Here is an 18,607-nt window from a genome sequence, read left to right as displayed (position 1 = left end):
CTTGCCGTGACGCACTCCCTCGGGAGATGGTTGTCGGACGGAAACAATCTGTCGCGCGGAAAGGTGGTGGGCTCGCGGAGCGGGCCCTTGCTCGTGGACACTTCCCAGCAACCTCCCCCCGGCCCGCCGGGCGCCGGCAAGGCCGCCACGTGGGGTGCCGCCCCCTACCCCGTGGTGGTCGCCGACCGGTCCGGCGGTGTGGTCGACACCAACGACGCCGCGGCCAGGCTCTTCCCCGAGGCGATCGCCGGGGCGTGGCTGCAGGACGTGGTCCCCGCGTGGATCGCCGACGCCCACACACGGTTGCGGGCCGTCGTGCCCGGCCCCCGGGACCCCGGTCCCGTCGCGTTCGTGCACGGCGCCGTCGGCGACCGTACCTTCGAGGCGCACCCCACCCGCACCGGTGACGGCGACGTCGTCTGGTGGCTGGTCGACGACACCGACCGGCGCCTGGCGGAGGACGCCCTGAGGACCGAGCGGCAGCGCGCCACCTTCCTCGCCGGTGCCTCCAGCGCCCTGCTCTCCTCGCTGAACGTCGAACGGTGCATGGAGGTGACGGCGGAGCTGGCCGCCGAGCACCTCGCCGACGCAGCCGTGATCGTCGCCCCGCCGCGCGGGCGCAAGGTCCAGCTCACGTTCTGCGGACCCGACGGCGCCGTCGTGCACCGGACGGTGCAGAACGACGTACAGCAGCTGCCGGGGCTCGGTGAGGCCCTGCGCGGATTCCCTCCCGTGCCGTCCCGCTGGATCGACCCGGCCACGGTTCCCGGATGGGTCGTGCCGGAGGGGTTCACCGAACCCGTCGGCTCGGCCGTCGTGACACCGCTGCCCGGACACGGCGTGCCCGCCGGCGCCCTGATCCTGCTCCGGTCGAGCCGGCACGCCGCCTTCACCGAGAGCGAGGAGATCTTCGCCCGGCTCTTCGCCTCACGCGCCGGAGCCGCCATGTCCGCGGCCCGCATGTACGCCGAACAGGCCGCCATCACCGCGACGCTGATGCGTGAGCTGCTGCCGCCCCAGTTGCACGCGGTGCACGGAGTCGAGTTCGCCGGACGCTACCGCCCCGCGGGCCACGCCGAACGCGTCGGCGGCGACTTCTACGACGTCCACCCCGCGGCCGACGAGGGACAGGAATCCCTCGTCGTCCTCGGTGACGTCTGCGGCAAGGGACTCGAGGCCGCCGTCCTGACCGGCAAGATCCGCAACACGGTGCAGGCGCTCCTGCCGCTCGCCGAGGACCACCAGCGGCTGCTCGGACTGCTCAACGGCGCGCTCATGAACTCCCACCACACCCGCTTCGCCACCCTGGCCATGGCCTCCGTGGTGCGCCGCGCGGGCATCGTCCATCTGCGGGTCACCAGCGCGGGACACCCCCCTCCGCTGATCGTGCGGGCCGACGGCGCGGTCGAGCAGGCCAGGACACGCGGGACCCTCATCGGCGCGTTCTGGGACGTCAGTTCCACCACGGTCGGTGTGGAACTGGCGCCCGGCGAGACCTGTCTCTTCTTCACGGACGGCATCACCGAGGCCAGGGGAGGCCCGCTCGGAGACGAATTCTTCGGCGTCCGGCGGCTGGAGACGGCACTCGCGGAATGTGCCGGCATGCCCGCCGAGGCCGTCGTGGAGCACATCCAGATGCTCGCCGCGCAATGGGTCGGACGCGGCGGCCACGACGACATGGCCACGGTCGCGATCACCGCACCCCACCACGCGCACCTGAGTGCGGTGAACGGCCACACTCGGGGCAGGTACACAGCATGAGCTCACCTCCCCGACAGCACCCCGGCGCCCTGTCGCTCGGTGCCGCCCGCGAACACCTGTGGTCGGCGGTCCTCCAGGGCGACGAGGGCCGGGCCGCGGCCGTCGTCCTCGACGCGCTGGACGCGTCGGCCGACGCCGAGACCGTGCTGCTCGACCTGATCGCACCGGTGCAGGCCAGAGTCGGCACGGAGTGGGCGGCCAACCGGCTCACCGTCGCGCAGGAGCACACCGCGACAGCCATCCACGAGCGGGTCATCGCGGTCCTCGCCCACCGTCCCGACCGCCCGGCCGTGGCGCCGAGCGGTCCCCGGGTCACCGTCGCCTGCGTCGACGGCGAGTGGCACGCCCTGCCCGCCAGGCTTCTCGCGGAGGTGCTGCGGCTGCGCGGCTGGCGGGTGGACTTCCTCGGAGCGCACGTGCCCACCCCGCACCTCATCGCGCACCTGCACCGGACGGGGCCGCGTGCGGTGGCGCTGTCCTCCTCGATCCCCACCCATCTGCCCACCGCGCACATGGCGGTCACGGCCTGCCAGGCGGCCGGCGTGCCCGTCATCGCGGGCGGCGCCGCCTTCGGCCCCGACGGCAGGTACGCCCGTGCCCTGGGCGCCGACGGCTGGGCGCCCGACGCCCGGGGCGCGGCAGAGGTCCTGGAACGGGGCCTCGACCGTCCGGGCCCTCCGGGTGTCCACCACACCGTGGACGACCTGCCGCACCTGGCCGACCAGGAGTACACGATCGTCGCCGGGTCGACCCACCAGCTCGTCAAGCAGACACTGGCGGACCTGGAGGACCGGTTCGAGCCGATGCGCCGTTACACCGAACGGCAGCGGCGGCACACCGCCGAGGACCTCGCGCACATCGTCGAGTACCTGGCCACGTCGCTGTACGTCGCCGACGAGGAACTGTTCACGCGATTCATCCTCTGGACCGCGGACATCCTCACCGCCCGCGGTGTCCCCGCGCGGAGCCTGGACCCCGCCCTGGACCTGCTGACCCTGCAACTGAAGGACTTCCCGCGCGCCTGCCACACACTGGCCCACGCGCGGGAGGCGCTCGGAGACCGAACGCCGCCATCCACGATCCCCGGCCCCGGAAAGCCCGCATGACCACTTCGCATCCCCCCGCCTTCACGCTGACCGTCGACGTCCAGCCCTCCGCGCTCGTGATCCACGTCGGCGGAGACCTCGACCACGAGACGTGCGACGAGCTGACGAGGACCGTCGACCAGTACCTCGTCCCCCCTCGGAACCCCGAGGGACAAATCAGCGAGCTGCGCGTCGATTTCGCCGGTCTCGGCAGCATCGACTCCATGGGCCTGTCCGCCCTGCTGATGATCCGTCGCCGTACCGACGCCGCTGGTGTGCGCCTGTACCTCGACCAGCGGCCCCGCGGCATGGACAGGCTGTTGGAGATCACGGGAACGCTGGAGCACCTCACCGCACTCCGCGAGGAGAGCGGCGGGGAGCGCAGTCCCGGGACCGGCTGACACCGCGCCGTCCCAACCGTCACGCACGCGGGTGAACGGCACAGGACTCCCCGTCGATTCGCCGCATTCCGCCGAATGCCCGCCGGATAGTGGGGTATTGGGGGCCCTGAGCGACCCGGCGAGCTGACGGAGGAAGACATGACGATCGACAGAATCTGGGCGTACGCACCGGAGTTCAACCACCCCGAGGCGCACGAACTGGCCGGCTACAGCGTCGAGGCGACCGACGGGACCATAGGGCATGTCGACCGGCAGGCCGACGACTCGGGGATGCGTCACCTGGTCGTCGACACCGGCGTCTGGGTGTTCGGCAAGAGCGTGCTCGTGCCCGTGGGCGTCGTCGCCGGCATCGACACGGAGTCCCAGAAGATCACCGTCGCCTGCACCCGCGAGGAGATCAAGTCGGCGCCCGTGTTCAGGACCGACCGCGAGACCTCGGACCCCGCGTACCTGTCCAGCGTGGGGACCTACTACCGGGGCCTCCCGCCGAGGCAGCCCGCATGATCCCTCGCATGACGACATACGGTGGTGTGCGTGCGGCGGCCGGCCACCGCACCTGGAAGACCTGGCTCCCTGGTGGGAGCGGACGAGAAAGAGTGTGCACATGTCCGACGGGTTGGAAGCCACCGTGACGCTCGGGGCGGCCGAGGACGCCTTCGTCGTGCGCGTCGGCGGCGACATCGACCACGCGAGCGCCTTCCGGCTGGAAGAGGCCCTGAGCCTGGCGGACCGGGCGGGCCCGGAACGCACGGTGGTCGATCTGTCCGGCACCGAGTTCGCCGACTCGTCGATCCTGCACGTCCTCCTCGAAGCGCAGCGCGCGCACCGGGCCCGCGGCACGCTCATGGTGGTCTGCGGACCTTTCAGCGACATCGTCCGGAGGTTGTTCGACGTGACGGGGACCGATGCCTTCTTCGTCCTCGCGGACAGTGTCGGAGCGGCGCTGGAACTCCCGGACCCGGCGACCGGGCGATGAACCCGGTCAACCACCGGGCGCAGGCCGGGCCGAGTCCGGGAGCGGGTGTCGTCGCGGTCACGAGCGCCGCGACCGCACGCGACCACGTACGGGCCCTGGTGCGCGAGGACGGCCGGACGGGCGGACCGAACCCGGACGCCGTCGTCGACCTGCTGCTCGTCGTCTCGGAACTGGTCACCAACGCGATCCGGCACGGCGGCGGGCTCGCCGGATTCGACGCGACGCCGGCCGACGGGGGCATACGCATCGCCGTGCGCGACAACAGCGACGTCGTGCCGGCCGAGGCCCAGGGCACCGGTGAGATCCCGCACACGAACCGGACGGGCGGATACGGCTGGCCCTTGATCATCCGCCTCTCCGCCGCCGTCACCGTCGAGCCGTGCCCCGGGGGCGGCAAGACGATCCACGTCTTCGTCCCGCTGACCTGAAGCGGTCCCACGCGTCCCGCCGGTCGCCGCGTGCGAGGTCAGTGGGCGTAAGGGGACGCGCGCGTGGAAGAAGAGCCTCGACCGACTCCGCCGGACACGGGGTCCGGAACGCCGGCCGGACCGGCGCGGAGAGGTGAGGCATGAACAGTGTCATCGAGGCGGTCCGCCCCGCGCGGCGGCGCCGGTACGGGCCCCGGCTGCCCACCTCCTGGTGGCCGGCCCTGCGCCGCACCCCGGTCTCCATGTGGAACGACGACGTGTCCGACTGGGCGGCCGCGCTGACCTACTACGCGATCCTCGCGGTGCTCCCGGCCCTGCTGGTCATGGTCATCGCCTTCGGCCTGATCAGTCCGGGCACCGCGGAGCAGTTCATCGCCCACGTCACGGCGTACGCGCCCGCGCAGTCGGGGACCGAGCTGCACCGGGCGCTGGGGGAGATGCTGCGGCAGCGGTCCGCCGCCTGGACGCTGCTGGTCACCGGCGCGGCGAGCGCGCTGTGGTCGGCGTCGAGCTACCTCGCCGTGTTCCGGCGGGCCCTGCACCGCATGCACGACGCGGCGGACCACCGCTCGGCCTGGCGCACCGCGCCCCGGCTGGTGCTGACCGCGCTGGCGCTCCTCGGCCTGCTCGTCGTCAGCGCGCTCCTCCTGCTGCTGACCGGACCCGTGGCCGAGGCTGCCGGCCGTGTCCTCGGTGTCGACGGCACGGTGGCGCTGGTCTGGAACCTGCTCCGCTGGCCCCTGTTGACGTGCCTGGTGGTCCTTCTGGTCCTCGTCGTGTTCCACACCGGACCGCCGCCCGCCCGCCGGCGACGGCACAGCTTTCCCGGCGGTGTCCTGGCCGCCGTCCTCTGGCTCGCCGTCTCGGCCGGATTCGCCCTGTACGCCTCCGTCTTCGGCGCCTACAGCCGGCTCTACGGCTCTCTCGCGGGCCTCGTCGTCTTCCTCGTGTGGCTGTGGCTTTCCAACCTCGCGCTGCTCGCCGGCGCGCAGTTCACGGCCGAACTGGACAAGGCCGCGGCGGCGAGGAATCAGGCGACGGTCTGAGGTTCACAGGTTTGTTCCGGCCGGGACGGCGCACACGGAGTGAGGAAGCCACATGAACGTACGGACGATGGAGGAACTGTGGGCATCATCGCTTGGATTCTGATCGGGTTGCTTGCCGGTGCCATCGCGAAGCTGCTCCTGCCGGGCAAGGACCCGGGCGGGATCATCATCACCATGCTGATCGGCGTGGCGGGCGGTCTGCTCGGCGGCTGGCTGGGCAAGGTCATCTTCGGCGTCGACTCGATCGACGGGTTCTTCGACCTGTCGACCTGGATAGCCGCCATCGCGGGATCGCTGATCCTCCTGGTTCTGTACCGGGTCCTGACGGGCAACAGCCGGTCGCACCGCCACGCGTGAACGGGCTTTGGCCCGTTCGGTACGACATCACCCACGGCCTGGGGCCGGCACCGGGAACTCCGGTGCCGGCCCCAGGCCGTTCGGCACGCCTCGGGGCGCGCCCGGGGCTCCGCGCCTTCCCACCGCGGCGGGCCTCCTGTCATGATCACCGGAGAACGCGCGGGCCGGCCCGGTCACGGGCTCCCGCCCGGCGGACCCGTTCCGGGCCGAAGGGCACGGACCGCGACGCGGCCAGTGAGGAGTCCGAGTGACGTACGACGTCGGCGCGCTGCGTGCCGAGATCCCCGCCCTGCTCTCCGGTGTCGCGCACTTCGACGGGCCGGGCGGAACCCAGACCCCGGCCCGGGTGGCGGGGGCGATCGCGGACGCGCTCACCGGACCGCTGTCGATCCGGGGGAGCCTGACACCGGGAGAGGTGAACGCGGAGAACCTGGTCCAGGGGTTTCGGCAGGCCGTGGCCGACCTGGTGGGCGGTCATCCGTCCGGTGTCGTCTTCGGCCGCAGCGCCACCCAGCTCACGTACGACCTCGCCCGGGCGCTCGCCAAGGACTGGGCACCCGGGGACGAGGTCGTCGTCAGCCGTCTCGACCACGACGCCAACATCCGGCCCTGGATCCAGGCGGCCGAGCGGGCGGGCGCCCAGGTGCGCTGGGCGGACTTCGACCCGGAGTCGGCCGAACTCGCGCCCTCGGCGGTGGGCGCCCTGCTGACCGAGCGCACCCGGCTGGTCGCGGTCACCGCCGCCTCGAACCTGACGGGGACCGTGCCCGACGTCGCCGCGATCGCCGACCTGGTCCACCGTCACCCCCGGGCACTGCTCCACGTGGACGGGGTGCACTACGCGGCGCACGCCTTCGTGGACGTCGCCCGGCTCGGCGCCGACCTCTTCGTGTGCTCGCCCTACAAGTTCCTCGGCCCGCACCACGGTGTCCTCGCCGCCTCCCCGGAACTGCTGGAGCGACTGCACCCGGACAAGCTGCTGCCGTCCACCGACACGGTTCCCGAGCGGTTCGAACTGGGCACACTTCCCTACGAGTTGCTCGCCGGCACCATCGCCGCGATCGACGTTCTCGCCGGACTCTCGGGCGAGACGGCGGGCGGGCGCAGGGACCGTCTGCGCACGGCCTTCGCGGCCGTCGAGCGCCATGAAGGAGCGCTGTGCGAGCGGCTGGAGGCGGGCCTCTCCGAACTGCCCGGCGTCACCGTCCGCTCCCGGGCGGCCGAGCGCACCCCCACCCTGCTGCTCACGTTCGACGGACGGAAGGCGGCGGACGCCTCCGTGTTCCTGGCCGGCCGTGGTGTGCACGCGCCCGCCGGATCGTTCTACGCGCTGGAGGCGTCCCGGCACCTCGGTCTCGGGGACACCGGGGGTCTGCGCGTCGGGCTCTCGCCGTACAACGACGCGAACGACGTCGACCGGCTGCTGGAGGGGCTGGCGGCCTTCCTGCGCTCGTAGACCCGGGGCGATGTCCGTGCCCGGAGGGCCGTGGTCCCGGGCGCCGTCCGACGCGACGGCACCCGGTCCGACGTGATGTCACCCGGTCGGGTGGCCGCCGGCCTCGCCGGGCCCGTCCTCCGGGCTGGTGATCAGACGCAGCGCATCGGCGAGGTGGTGCGGACGCAGGAGTCCCGGGTCGGGCTCGGTGCTCCATCCGGGACCGCTCAGCAGGATCCGGCTCCGGGTCCGGGCCCCGCGTACGCCCCAGCGCGTGGCGGCGATGTGCCGGGCGAGCGGCAGGTTCGCCGTGGACCACGACTGCGACCACAGGACGACCGCCGGGGGACCCACGCGCTGCACCGCCGCGATGAGTGCCTCGGGCGGGACGGCCCCGCCGAGGGTCACGGCGGGCACGCCCCGTTCCGCGAGCGCCGCGTTGAGCGCCTCCAGGGGCAGGGTGTGCTGTTCGCCCGGGACGCAGGCCAGCAGGACGGGCGATGCCGAGGCGGGCGGTGCCTGCCGCGCCGCGGACACGTAGGCGTGCCGCAGGGTGGCGGAGACGTGCCAGGTCAGAAGGTGCTCGACCTCGACGTAACGGTCTCCCGAGGACTCCCACTTGCGGCCCACCACCCGCAGGGCGGGCACCATCACGTCCTCCCAGGCCCGGGCCAGTCCGTGCGCGCGGACCGCCGCCGCCAGCCGTTCCTGTACGGCGGGGGCGTCCAGCCGTACGGCGGCATGCGCCAGACCCCGGCTCTCCTGGGCCGCGTCCCCCGACGGCGGGCTCCCGGTGCCCGACGGCCCGGCGCCCGGCTTCGATCCCGGTGTCCCTGTGCCCGGAGCGGCCGTCGACGCCGCCTCCGGAACCCGGGCACCGGTCCGGGCAGGAGCGTGTGTCCGTGTACGGGCCGCGGTCCGCGCACGAGCGGCGGTTCGCGTGGGGCCCGCGAGGGCCGGCGACGCGGCGACCCGGCCGCGGGCCGTCTCCTTCGCGGCGCGGGCGGCCTCGGCGGGGGGCAGCCCGGCGGCGGTCAGACGGCACATCTCCTGGACCATGGCCACGTCGTCTGGCGACCAGCGGCGGTGCCGGCCGTCCGCCCGCACGGCGGGTCCCAGACCGTACCGGCGGTCCCAGGAGCGCAGCGTCGTGGGCGACACCCCGAGTTTGCGCGCCAGGAATCCGGTGGTCACCCCCGCACCGGAGGTCTCCGTTTCGCCCTCGGCGCTCAGTTCCACGGCGCGGCTCCCGTGTGAACGCGGTGCGACGACGCCCCGGCGGCGACGCCCCACCCGGGGGCGGAGGGGCCCGGTGCGCGGTGGGGGCAGTTCATGACGGGCCTCGCCTCGTTTTCGGGAGCCGTGCAGAGGACCCGGCCGGTCCACCGGGCTCACCCCTGCTTCGGCCCGGGGAGGCCCCCCGGATGCAGCGAACGGCCCGCCGTGACACCCGGGGGCCGTCCGGCCCCTCCTTCAGGAACCCCCGCGGGGACCGTCGAGGAGGCGGTGCAGGATCGTCTCGGGATCGCTGAGCGCCGAGGTCAGCAGGGCCTGTTCGTAGCGGTCGTCGCCGAGGAGCGAGCGGGCCGTGTCCTCGTAGCGTTCACGCACCGGACCCAGTTCGGGTGTGCCGCGCTGCGGATGGCCGACCGCGCTCCAGTACGTCTCCCCGGCGCCGTAGGCGGCGACCGCCCTTTCGCCCGCGCCCTGGGCGGCGAGGGCGGAAGCCAGCAGATCCAGGCCGAGCGCGAGGCCGAAGCTGTCCCCGATGTGCCGCTTGCCGTCCAGCATCGACAGGGCGTGGGCGGTGGCGTCCTCCGCGCGGTCCTCGAAGAGGGCGATGAGCGCGAGCTGGTAGTCGGTGTACGAGCGCGTCCACCACTCACCGCGCTCGACACAGCCGCGCCGCAGCTCCTGTGCCGCCCGGCGTGCCTCGTCCAGCAGCCCCTCCGCGGTGAGCGCGAACACCCGGACCAGGTGGCACAGAACGTGCCCCGCGGAGGTGAACGCCGTCCCGCCTGCTTCCCGCAGAGCGCCCTCGACCTCGTGTCTGGCCGTCATGGGCCGCCCTCGCAGCAGGTGGGTCAGGCCCAGGAGGTAGGCGGCGTGCAGGATGCCCCCGACGTCCTCCTGGAGCGCCGCGCGGTCCCGGCAGAACACGGCGAGCGCTCCCGCGTGTTCGTGTTCGCCGCGCAGGACACGGGTGACGCCCAGGGCCCACAGGGCCCTCGTCCTGACCGGGCCGGACGCGGCGGACAGGGCCAGCGCGTCCTCCAGGTACTCCGCCGCCTCCCTGAGATGTCCGCAACAGCTCCACGGGAACGCGAGCAGACCGATCAGTTCGAGAGCGGCGTCCGGCTGCCCGGAGAGCAGGTGGTCGAGGGCCGCACACAGATCCGCGTGCGCCGAGCCGAGCCGTTCGTACCACCGCTCCTGCTGGTCTCCCAGCCAGCCTGCGTGGGCGTCGCGGGCCATCGCCAGGAAGTGCGAGGCGTGCCGGTCCGCCGACTCCTGGCCCTCGCCCACCTGGTCGAGCCACATACGGCCGTACTCCCGGACGGTGTCGAGCATCCGGTACCCGGAACCGGCGCTCGACAGCACCGACTTCCGCAGCAGGCCCGTCAGCGCCCGGTCGACGTCGTTCACGGGCAGCGGGCCCCCGCCGCACACGAGGCGTGCCGTATGCGCGTCCACCGGCTCCCGGAACACCGACATCCGTGCCCACAGGAGGCGTTCGGCGGGCGCGCACAGTTCGTGGCTCCAGCCGATCGTCGTCCGTACCGCCCGGTGGCGCGGCGGCCCCGGCAGCGGGCCCTCCGCCGTGATGTCCAGGCGCCGGCCGAGCTCCAGCTCGACCTCCTCGACCCCGCGGTGCGCGAGCTGGCCCGCGATCAACTCGACGGCCAGGGGCATGCCTTCGAGCCTTTCGCACAGGCGGGCGACGGCCACGAGGTCCGCCGGGGAGGACAGCGGGGTGCCCGCCGCGGCCGCGCGCAGGCGGAACATCTCCACGGCGTCGGTGGCCGCCGGCAACGGGTCCACGGCGACGACGTGTTCAGCGGTGACGCCCAGCGGCTCCCGGCTCGTCGCGAGAACGGTCACGCGCGGGCAGTCCGAGGTGAGACGGGTGACCAGGCGGCGGCAGGAGGCGACCAGATGCTCGCAGGAGTCCAGGACGAGCAGCGCGTCCCGGTCGGCCAGCCATTCGGTCAGGGAGTCGAGCGCCTTGTCGGTCGTGTGGTCCGCGAAGTCCACCGCGTCGGCCACGGTCGCGACGAGCAGCCGGTCGTCCCGCAACGGCCACAAATCGGCCCACGCCACCCCGCGTTCCCCCGAGCCCAGCGTCCGGTCCGCCGCTTCGAGCGCCAGCCGGCTCTTGCCCACACCGCCCGCGCCGGTGAGGGTCACGACACGTTCCTCGCGCAACGCTTCTTCCAGGTGGGCGAGTTCGCCCCGGCGACCGACGAATCCAGGCGGAACGGACGGCAGATTTCTCAGCACACGCACAGTCTTTCGGGCTTGACGTCCGCTGTGTGCCGACTTCGCCGACTCCGTACCGCGTTCGTGGGCGGGCGGAGGCGCGCCGGGGCCGGCGCGCCCCTCAGGCGACCCCCCGGACGGTCCGAGCGCGCTGGGGTGCCATCGCCCAGCGCACGGCCGAGGTGAAGGCGCTGCCGAGGGGGCGCACGCAGACGCTGTCCACCAACGGCAGCCGCAGCAGCCGGAGTTCGGCGGCCGCCCAGGGCGGCAGCAGGGACACCGCGTTCGCGGCGAGCACTCCGTACGGCAGCCGTGCCACGAGCGGCACCGGCGGGTTCAGCAACAGGAACCGCGCCGCGTCCCGGGCCTGCGGCGTCGCCCGGACCTCGCCGCGGTAGGAGGCCAGGCGGTCGGTGAGCCCGGCGACTGTCGTGGGCGGGTCGAGGACGCCCAGCGCGGCGGCGACACGGGCCGTGTCCGCCACGTAGGCGTCGCACCCGGCCCGGTCCAGCGGCCGCGCGCCGTACCGCTGGTGCGCGCGCAGGAAGCTGTCGACCTCGGCGACGTGCACCCAGGCGAGGAGGTGGGGATCCGCCGCGTGGTACGGCGTCCCGTCCGGGGTCACGCCGCGCACCCGCTCGTGGACCGCCCGGACCCGGTCGCAGGCGTCCTGGGCGCTCTCGGCCGTCCCGTACGTCGTGACCGCGAGGAAGGTGCTGGTGCGCTGGAGTCTGCCCCAGGGATCGCCGCGGAAGCCCGAGTGCGCGGAGACGGCGGCCATGGCGAGCGGGTGCAGCGACTGGAGCAGCAGCGCGGACAGGCCGCCGATGAACATCGACGCGTCCCCGTGCACGGTGCGGATGGGACGGTCCGGGCCGAACCAGCGGGGTCCGGGCGTGCCGTGGATGAGGGCGCGGTTCTTCGGTCCCTCCGGGCCCGCGACCCGGGAGAACAGAGCGCTGCCCAGCCGTTCCCGGACGCCGCCGTCCGTTCCGGTCCGTCTCATGGGCACCGGCCTCCTCCGCGTCGTGCTCCGTCGCGCCCGTGGCCCGTCCTGGCCCGGCCGTCCGTCGTGGACCGCGAAACGCGGGGTCCGGGATCGCGACCGGCCCCGGGCCGCGACCTCGGGCGCCGACCGCGGGATCCGGGCCGCGCTCCGGACCGGCGGAAACACCTTCAGCATGGCCGAACCGAGGCCGGAAAGTCCACGGGCCCGCGTCGGACCCGGCCCCGCGTCGGACCTGCGCGCGACGCCGGCCCGGACGACCGGGACCGGCGTCACCCGCCGCCGTCTCACAGGGCGACGCGGGTGCCCCACGCCTCGGCGCGGGCGACGGAGTCGGCGACATGGGCGGCCGCGACGTCCAGAGCGGCGTGGCCGGTCGACTTGAACAGGGTGAGTTCGCCGTCGTCGCGCCGGCCGGGATGTTCGCCGCCGAGGACCGAGCCCAGCAGCGTCACGCTCCGCCCGGCCGGGAGGTCCTGCAGTTCGTGGGCGCCGGAGGGGGGCCGGGTCGTGGCGGCGCCGTGCCACTCGGCGAAGAGGGTGGCGTCCCGGACCGTGCCGGGGTCGAGCTCGGGTCCGTGGGAGCCGCCCACCGAGCTGACGTGCGTGCCGGGGGCGAGCCAGGCCCGGTCGATCACCGGGCGGACGGCGCCGGTGCAGCAGAACACCGTGCCGGCCCCTCGTACCGCCTCCTCGATGCTCACCGCGACCCGTCCGGCGGGGTGCAGCGCGGCGGCGCTCCCGGCCCGCCCGGGATCACGGCCCGCGACGGAGACGGGGGTCTGCGGGTCCAGGGCGGCGAGCAGCGCGATCTGGGCCCGTGCCTGGGCGCCCGTTCCGACGACGGCGACCCGGTCGACGTCCGGACGGGCCAGCGCGCGGGCGCTCAGCGTCGCGGTCGCCGCGGTACGGATCTCGGTCAGCGGCTCCGCGTCCATCAGGGCCAGCGGGCGGCCGTCGGTCTCGTCGAAGAGCGCGACGATCCCCCGGTGGCTGCTGCGACCGGGCCGCGCGGGGTCGGCGAACACGGAGACCAGCTTGGCCGCGAGCCCGAGACCGGGCACATGTCCGGGCATCGCGCCGAGCAGGCCGTGCGGGGTGTGGGCGGCGATCCGCGGCGGTACGGAGACCTCGTCGCGGCCGATGGCGACGAGGGCCGTGGTCACGGCGGCCAGGACCCGGTGCGGGTCGAGTGCGGAGCGCGTCCGCGCCGCGTCGAGGAAGAGGATCTCGCTCATGCCGGGCCTTCCAGGATCCGTGCCAGTTCGTCCGTCGCCTCGCGCAGCCGCTCCCGCAGACCGGGCAGCCGGGCCTCGCCGAAGTCAGGGCCGAGCCCCACCAGCGTGAGGGCGCAGACCGGCGCGCCCGGGCGGGTGACCACGGCCCGGGCGAGCGAGGCGACCGGCTGTTCGTTGCGCCCGTACTCGACCGCGAACCCGGTGCGTTCGGCTTCCTCGATGTCGGCCAGCAGCCCGTCCGGTCCGTCCAGCGGATGCCCGGACTCCTCCGCGGCGCGCAGATACGGGACCCGGTCGGCGGGTGCCAGCGCGGCGACGAGGGCGAGCGGGCCGGCGAACCGGTGAACGGGCAGGCTCTGGCCGTTCAGACTGCTGATCATCGCCAGCCGGTCGGGCCGTACGACGTCGATCACGCGGGACCGGTCGGCCTCGGGCACCTGGAGGTTGACCATCAGGCCGGTGTGCTCGGACAGCGTCGTGAGGACCGGCGCGGCGAGGGCGCCGAGCGAGTTCCGGGCCGCCGAGGACGAGAGGTGCAGGACGGCCGTGCCCGGCAGATAGCGGTCGCCGGCGCGCAGCACCCAGCCGCGCCTGACCAGGTCGACGAGCACGCGGTAGGCGGTCGCGCGATGCAGCCCGACCTCCTCGGCGAGGTCGGTGAGACGCGGTGGCTGGGACGCGCGGGCCACGGCCTCGACCAGGTCCAGGGCCTTGTCCACCGCGCTGCGGGGTGCCTCGGGCAATTCCGGCCCCTCCTTGTGACGTCGTGAGATGTGAGCGTACGGTAGCGCATGTTGCGAGACACGATACGTCTGTTACGTAGAGCGTAACAAGATCCATCGAGCGGCCCATCGGCCCGGCGGCGGCGACCGCCGAGGCCCGCACACGGCGACTACTGAGGTGAAGATGACGGACGAGACTTCGGGCGCACCGGCCCCCCACGCGCCCGCGGTGAAGGGCACCGTCGCGGTCTACCGCGGCGCGACACTGTTCGACGGAACCGGCGCTCCGGCCCGGAGCTCGACCTCGATCGTGCTCGACGGCCCGGTCATCCGCGCCGTCGGCGACGACGCCGTGATCGCCGAGACCCTGCCCGCGGACGCCCAGGTCTTCGACCTCGGCGGACGTTTCGTCATCCCCGGTCTGATCGACAGTCACCAGCACATCGCGACGCCCCCCGACCGGCCCGTCGCCGAGGCGGTGCTGCGCCGGCTCGTCCACAGCGGCGTCACGGCCATCCGTGACATGGCCGACGACCTGCGCCAGGTGGGCGACCTCGCGAGGGCGACGCTCGTCGGCGAGATCCCCGGCCCCGACATCCGCTACGCCGCGTTGATGGCGGGACCGGGCTTCTTCGACGACCCGCGCACCCACCAGGTGTCCCAGGGCGAGACGCCCGGCGCCGTTCCGTGGATGCAGGCGGTCACGAAGGACACCGACCTGCCGATCGCCGTCGCTCTGGCACGCGGCACCCACGCCTCCGCGATCAAGGTGTACGCGGACCTGGACCGGACCACCGTCGCCGCGATCACCGCGGAGGCGCACCGCCAGGGCATCCCCGTCTGGGCCCACGCCACCGTCTTCCCGGCCGCGCCCGGCGAGATCGTCGAAGCCGGCGCGGACAGCGTCTCGCACGTCACCCTGCTCGCCTTCGAGGGCACCGACGAGCCCCTGACCAGCTACAAGACCAAGCCGAAGGTCGACTACGAGCGGTTCGCCGCCGGGGACGACCCGCGAGTCGAGGAACTCTTCGCCCTGATGCGGCAGCGGGGCACCGTCCTGGACGCCACCGCGGGCATGTGGGTGAGCGAGGCCCTGGCGGGCGAGGGCCCCGAGGACGCCGCGCGCGCGGCGTCGAACACCGAACTCGCCGCCGTGCTCACCGCCCAGGCCCACCGCGCCGGGGTGGAGATCGCGACCGGCACGGACTACGAGACCGCGGCCGAGGACCCCTTCCCCGCCCTGTACGACGAGCTGGCCTTCCTCGTGGACCGCTGCGGGATGTCGCCCGCGCAGGTGCTGCGCTCGGCCACGCTGATCGGCGCCCGGAGTGCCGGGGCCGAGGACGTCATGGGCACCGTCGAGGCGGGCAAGCTCGCGAACTTCGTGGTCCTGGAGGACGATCCGCTGCGGGACATCGCGCATCTGCGGAGCCTCACGCTGACCGTCAAGCGCGGCCGGCGCTTCGAGCGCCGGGACTTCGACGGCACCGCCCCCGGCTCCGCCGCCCCGACCCACCCCGCCGAGGAGACCCGATGACCGACCTTCCCATGATCATCAACGCGCTCGGGCAGCTCGACAATCCGAACGCCCCCCAGTCGGCCGAGGCCGCCGCGCAGCTCAACCCCTCCAGCGAGCAGATGACCGTCGACGCCCGCACGCTGGCCGACGCCCACGCCTCCGGACTCACCGCCGTCAACATCACCCTCGGCTACACGATGGGCGATCTGCCGCCGTACGAGCACACGCTGCACGAGATCGCCGTCTGGGACGGGATCATCCGGGACAACGCGGCCGACCTCCTGAAGGTCACCACGGTCGCGGACATCCACCGGGCCCGCGCGGAGCGCCGGATCGGTGTCATCTACGGCTTCCAGAACGCCGTCGCGGTGGGCGACGACGTCGGGCGCGTCGGCACCTTCGCCGATCTCGGTGTCCGGGTCGTCCAGCTCACGTACAACCAGGCCAACCACATCGGTGACGGCTCCATGGCCCCGGAGAACCGGGGGCTGACCGACTTCGGCCGGAGCGTCGTGGAGGCCCTGGACGAGCACCGTCTGATGGTCGACCTCTCGCACAGCGGCGAGCGCACCTGCCTGGAGGCGGCCAAGGCGGCGCGGCTCCCGGTGTCGATCAACCACACCGGCTGCCGCGCGATCGCCGACCTCCCGCGCAACAAGACGGACGAGGAACTGCGTCTGGTGGCCTCGCGCGGCGGCTTCGTGGGCATCTACTTCATGCCGTACCTGAACGTGTCGGGTCACGCGTCGGCCGCCGACGTCGTGGAACACATCGTCCACGCGGTCGACGTGTGCGGCGAGGACGCCGTCGGCATCGGCACCGACGGGACCGTGACGTCCATCGACGACCTCGACACCTACCGCGCGCATCTGGCCGAGCACGTGGCCCTGCGTCGCCAGGCGGGGGTCGGCGCGACGGGGGAGCGCGACGACACGCTTCCCTTCGTGCTCGACCTGCGCGGAGTGGACCAGTTCCGGGAACTCGTCCGCCTGCTGGAGCGGCGCGGCTACACCTCGGAGCGCATCGAGAAGATCCTCGGCAGGAACTTCCTGGACTACGCCGACCGGGTGTGGACCCCGGAGGTCCCTCGGTAGCGGGACCCCGTCCCGTGGATTCGACACGGGTGACAACTGATTCGAGCACCCTAGGCGCTCGAATCAGTTGTCCATGCAGTCGAATCGAGCGTCAGATCTTGATTTGATGCCGCATACGTTCGTACTCTGGCTGTATTCGCTCGCCGTACGCGCTCGTCGACACGTCGTCGACCGAGCTCGGTGATCGCATCCACGGACAGAGGAGCCCTCGATGGACCGCACTCGACTCACACAGCTCCTGGCTCGTGAGAGCGCCGAGGCCGAGCGTCGGAACCCGCGGTCGAGGGCCGCGTACGAGCGTGCCGAGCACCTGTTCGGCAGGGTCCCGATGACCTGGATGAACAAGACCGCGGGGGCCTTCCCGCGCTATCTGGACAGCGCCCGCGGCGCCCGCGTCACCGACATCGACGGTCACGAGTACATCGACTTCTGTCTCGGCGACACCGGCGCCATGGCCGGTCACTCGCCCGAGGTGGTCGCCGAGGCGGTACGGGCCCGGTTCGCCGACAGCGGCGGCGCGACCGCGATGCTGCCCACCGAGGACGCGGAATGGGTGGGCGCCGAACTGACCCGCCGCTTCGGACTCGCGCGCTGGAGCTTCTCGCTCACCGCGACCGACGCCAACCGCTGGTCCATCCGCCTGGCGCGGGCGGTCACCGGACGCCCGAAGATCCTGGTGAACAGCTACAGCTACCACGGCAGCGTCGACGAGTCGCTGATCGTCGTCGGCCCGGACGGCCACGGCGCCGCCCGCCCCGGAAACGTCGGAGCGCCCTGCGACGTCACCCTCACCAGCCGTGTCGCGGAGTTCAACGACCTGGAGCAGCTGGAACGCGAGCTCGCCCACGGCGACGTCGCCGCCGTCCTCATGGAGCCCGCGCTCACCAACATCGGCATCGTGCTGCCCGAGCCGGGCTACCTGGAAGGCGTCCGCGCCCTGACGCGTCAGTACGGAACCCTGCTCATCAACGACGAGACGCACACCTTCTCCGCCGGTCCCGGCGGCTGCACCGCCGCGTGGGGCCTGGAGCCGGACATGCTCACCATCGGCAAGGCGATCGGCGGAGGCATCCCGGCCGGGGCGTACGGGCTCTCCGCCGAACTCGCCGACAAACTGCTGGGCCGCGCCGATCTGGACCTGGTGGACATGGGCGGCGTCGGCGGCACCCTCGCCGGAAACGCCCTCTCCACGGCGGCGACGCGCGCCACCCTGGAACACGTCCTCACCGACGCCGCGTTCAGCGCGATGGCGAAGCTCTCCGAACGCTTCGAGGCCGGGGTGCGGGCGGGCATCGACGCCTGGGGGCTGCCGTGGTCGGTGAGCCGGCTCGGAGCCCGTACGGAATACCGGTTCGCCGACCCCGCCCCGCGCACCGGAACGGAATCGGCCGCGGTGGCCGACACCGAGCTGGAGGACTTCCTCCACCTGTACCTCGCCAACCGGGGCATCCTGCTGACCCCGTTCCACAACATGGCGCTCATGTGCCCGGTGACCACCGAACAGGACGTGGACCGGCACACCGAGGTCTTCGCCGCCGCCCTGGCCGAACTGGCCGGCTGAGCGGCGCCGATAATCTTGGACCCTGCCGGGCGGAGAGGAACAGCATGGACGAGATCGACCGGGCCATCCTGCGGGAACTGCAGATCGACGGCCGTATCGCCTATGCCGAACTCGGCCCCAAGGTGGGGCTGTCCGCCTCGGCTGCCCGCCAGCGACTGCAGCGCCTGCTCGACTCGCAGGCGGTCCAGGTCGTCGGTGTCACCGACCCCATGGGCATGGGCGGACAGGCGATGGCCCTGCTCGGCATCGCCGTGGACGGTGATCCGCGAGCGGTCGCCGACACGCTCGCCGAGCGGCCCGAGGTCGTCTACCAGGTGCTGACCTCGGGCGGCTTCGATCTCTTCGCCGAGGTCGTCTGCCCCGGACCGCGCGATCTGCTGGACTTCGTCAACGACGTCGTACGGCAGATCGAGGGCGTCCGGCAGGTGCAGTCGTTCCCCTACTTCGGGATCCACACGCACCGGTTCCTGTGGAACGTGGGCTGAGCACCGCCACAGT

At 73.1% G+C, this 18,607-nt stretch carries 18 protein-coding genes; 13 read left to right on the top strand and 5 right to left on the bottom strand.

Translation table 11 applies throughout. From position 1 onward, the window contains the following. Positions 1 to 93: 93 nt before the first annotated feature. The 9 genes from ACFYYF_RS15090 to ACFYYF_RS15050 all read left to right on the top strand — a co-directional run bounded on the left by ACFYYF_RS15090 (position 94) and on the right by ACFYYF_RS15050 (position 7,510). A complete protein-coding gene (locus ACFYYF_RS15090) occupies positions 94 to 1,761 on the top strand; it encodes a PP2C family protein-serine/threonine phosphatase (protein WP_388775743.1) in 1,668 nt (555 codons plus the stop codon). After that, complete coding sequence (locus ACFYYF_RS15085) at positions 1,758 to 2,867, top strand: B12-binding domain-containing protein (RefSeq protein WP_388775517.1); 1,110 nt, start codon at positions 1,758 to 1,760, stop codon at positions 2,865 to 2,867. Before ACFYYF_RS15090 ends, ACFYYF_RS15085 begins: the two co-directional genes overlap by 4 nt. Further along, positions 2,864 to 3,247 (top strand): STAS domain-containing protein, encoded by a 384-nt coding sequence (locus tag ACFYYF_RS15080; RefSeq protein ID WP_388775514.1) that lies wholly within the window; start codon positions 2,864 to 2,866, stop codon positions 3,245 to 3,247. Before ACFYYF_RS15085 ends, ACFYYF_RS15080 begins: the two co-directional genes overlap by 4 nt. A gap of 138 nt (positions 3,248 to 3,385) precedes the next feature. Further along, entirely contained in the window at positions 3,386 to 3,751 is a 366-nt protein-coding gene (locus ACFYYF_RS15075) for a PRC-barrel domain-containing protein (RefSeq protein ID WP_361680500.1), read from the top strand. Between the two features lie 100 nt (positions 3,752 to 3,851). Continuing rightward, positions 3,852 to 4,223, top strand: a complete 372-nt coding sequence (locus ACFYYF_RS15070) for an STAS domain-containing protein (RefSeq protein ID WP_388775511.1) — start codon at positions 3,852 to 3,854, stop codon at positions 4,221 to 4,223. Beyond that, entirely contained in the window at positions 4,220 to 4,651 is a 432-nt protein-coding gene (locus tag ACFYYF_RS15065) for an ATP-binding protein (protein WP_388775508.1), read from the top strand. Before ACFYYF_RS15070 ends, ACFYYF_RS15065 begins: the two co-directional genes overlap by 4 nt. Positions 4,652 to 4,791: 140 nt before the next feature. Then, a complete protein-coding gene (locus ACFYYF_RS15060; RefSeq protein ID WP_388775505.1) occupies positions 4,792 to 5,697 on the top strand; it encodes a YihY/virulence factor BrkB family protein in 906 nt (301 codons plus the stop codon). Positions 5,698 to 5,775: 78 nt separating this feature from the next. Next, positions 5,776 to 6,054, top strand: coding sequence for a GlsB/YeaQ/YmgE family stress response membrane protein (locus ACFYYF_RS15055; RefSeq protein WP_355773918.1), 279 nt, complete (start codon positions 5,776 to 5,778; stop codon positions 6,052 to 6,054). A 247-nt stretch (positions 6,055 to 6,301) separates the two neighbouring features. Further along, positions 6,302 to 7,510, top strand: a complete 1,209-nt coding sequence (locus ACFYYF_RS15050; protein WP_388775503.1) for a cysteine desulfurase-like protein — start codon at positions 6,302 to 6,304, stop codon at positions 7,508 to 7,510. A gap of 78 nt (positions 7,511 to 7,588) precedes the next feature. Here the strand turns inward: ACFYYF_RS15050 and ACFYYF_RS15045 are convergent, their stop codons facing one another. The 5 genes from ACFYYF_RS15045 to ACFYYF_RS15025 all read right to left on the bottom strand — a co-directional run bounded on the left by ACFYYF_RS15045 (position 7,589) and on the right by ACFYYF_RS15025 (position 13,956). Next, entirely contained in the window at positions 7,589 to 8,728 is a 1,140-nt protein-coding gene (locus tag ACFYYF_RS15045) for a MerR family transcriptional regulator (RefSeq protein WP_388775500.1), read from the bottom strand. A gap of 234 nt (positions 8,729 to 8,962) precedes the next feature. Next, complete coding sequence (locus ACFYYF_RS15040) at positions 8,963 to 10,990, bottom strand: ATP-binding protein (protein ID WP_388775498.1); 2,028 nt, start codon at positions 10,988 to 10,990, stop codon at positions 8,963 to 8,965. Between the two features lie 100 nt (positions 10,991 to 11,090). After that, entirely contained in the window at positions 11,091 to 11,975 is an 885-nt protein-coding gene (locus tag ACFYYF_RS15035; protein ID WP_388775495.1) for an oxygenase MpaB family protein, read from the bottom strand. A gap of 287 nt (positions 11,976 to 12,262) precedes the next feature. After that, positions 12,263 to 13,213, bottom strand: a complete 951-nt coding sequence (locus ACFYYF_RS15030; protein ID WP_388775493.1) for an ornithine cyclodeaminase family protein — start codon at positions 13,211 to 13,213, stop codon at positions 12,263 to 12,265. Further along, positions 13,210 to 13,956, bottom strand: a complete 747-nt coding sequence (locus ACFYYF_RS15025) for an IclR family transcriptional regulator (protein WP_388775491.1) — start codon at positions 13,954 to 13,956, stop codon at positions 13,210 to 13,212. The genes ACFYYF_RS15030 and ACFYYF_RS15025 overlap by 4 nt, the downstream gene beginning before the upstream one ends. 163 nt (positions 13,957 to 14,119) lie before the next feature. Between ACFYYF_RS15025 and ACFYYF_RS15020 the strand changes: the two genes are divergently transcribed. The 4 genes from ACFYYF_RS15020 to ACFYYF_RS15005 all read left to right on the top strand — a co-directional run bounded on the left by ACFYYF_RS15020 (position 14,120) and on the right by ACFYYF_RS15005 (position 18,594). Further along, positions 14,120 to 15,472, top strand: a complete 1,353-nt coding sequence (locus ACFYYF_RS15020) for an amidohydrolase family protein (RefSeq protein ID WP_388775488.1) — start codon at positions 14,120 to 14,122, stop codon at positions 15,470 to 15,472. Then, entirely contained in the window at positions 15,469 to 16,548 is a 1,080-nt protein-coding gene (locus tag ACFYYF_RS15015) for a dipeptidase (RefSeq protein WP_388775486.1), read from the top strand. Before ACFYYF_RS15020 ends, ACFYYF_RS15015 begins: the two co-directional genes overlap by 4 nt. 211 nt (positions 16,549 to 16,759) lie before the next feature. Further along, positions 16,760 to 18,109: a transaminase gene (locus ACFYYF_RS15010; protein WP_388775484.1), complete on the top strand. Its 1,350-nt coding sequence runs from the start codon at positions 16,760 to 16,762 to the stop codon at positions 18,107 to 18,109. 44 nt (positions 18,110 to 18,153) lie between these two features. Continuing rightward, positions 18,154 to 18,594, top strand: a complete 441-nt coding sequence (locus ACFYYF_RS15005; protein WP_361680460.1) for an Lrp/AsnC family transcriptional regulator — start codon at positions 18,154 to 18,156, stop codon at positions 18,592 to 18,594. The last annotated feature ends 13 nt before the right edge of the window (positions 18,595 to 18,607 follow it).

Origin of the sequence: Streptomyces sp. NPDC001914 (assembly GCF_042891215.1) — a bacterium.
GTDB lineage: Bacteria > Actinomycetota > Actinomycetes > Streptomycetales > Streptomycetaceae > Streptomyces.
Note: the sequence above shows the minus strand (reverse complement) of the source record. Positions and strands in the feature narration are given on the sequence as shown.

Bases quoted from the DNA above. Each gene is read 5' to 3' on its own strand.
- ACFYYF_RS15015 (WP_388775486.1), top strand. From the start codon at position 15,469: ATGACCGACCTTCCCATGATCATCAACGCGCTCGGGCAGCTCGACAAT.
- ACFYYF_RS15060 (WP_388775505.1), top strand. From the start codon at position 4,792: ATGAACAGTGTCATCGAGGCGGTCCGCCCCGCGCGGCGGCGCCGGTAC.
- ACFYYF_RS15075 (WP_361680500.1), top strand. From the start codon at position 3,386: ATGACGATCGACAGAATCTGGGCGTACGCACCGGAGTTCAACCACCCC.
- ACFYYF_RS15030 (WP_388775493.1), bottom strand. From the start codon at position 13,213: ATGAGCGAGATCCTCTTCCTCGACGCGGCGCGGACGCGCTCCGCACTC.
- ACFYYF_RS15005 (WP_361680460.1), top strand. From the start codon at position 18,154: ATGGACGAGATCGACCGGGCCATCCTGCGGGAACTGCAGATCGACGGC.
- ACFYYF_RS15070 (WP_388775511.1), top strand. From the start codon at position 3,852: ATGTCCGACGGGTTGGAAGCCACCGTGACGCTCGGGGCGGCCGAGGAC.
- ACFYYF_RS15080 (WP_388775514.1), top strand. From the start codon at position 2,864: ATGACCACTTCGCATCCCCCCGCCTTCACGCTGACCGTCGACGTCCAG.
- ACFYYF_RS15035 (WP_388775495.1), bottom strand. From the start codon at position 11,975: ATGAGACGGACCGGAACGGACGGCGGCGTCCGGGAACGGCTGGGCAGC.
- ACFYYF_RS15020 (WP_388775488.1), top strand. From the start codon at position 14,120: ATGACGGACGAGACTTCGGGCGCACCGGCCCCCCACGCGCCCGCGGTG.
- ACFYYF_RS15085 (WP_388775517.1), top strand. From the start codon at position 1,758: ATGAGCTCACCTCCCCGACAGCACCCCGGCGCCCTGTCGCTCGGTGCC.
- ACFYYF_RS15010 (WP_388775484.1), top strand. From the start codon at position 16,760: ATGGACCGCACTCGACTCACACAGCTCCTGGCTCGTGAGAGCGCCGAG.
- ACFYYF_RS15065 (WP_388775508.1), top strand. From the start codon at position 4,220: ATGAACCCGGTCAACCACCGGGCGCAGGCCGGGCCGAGTCCGGGAGCG.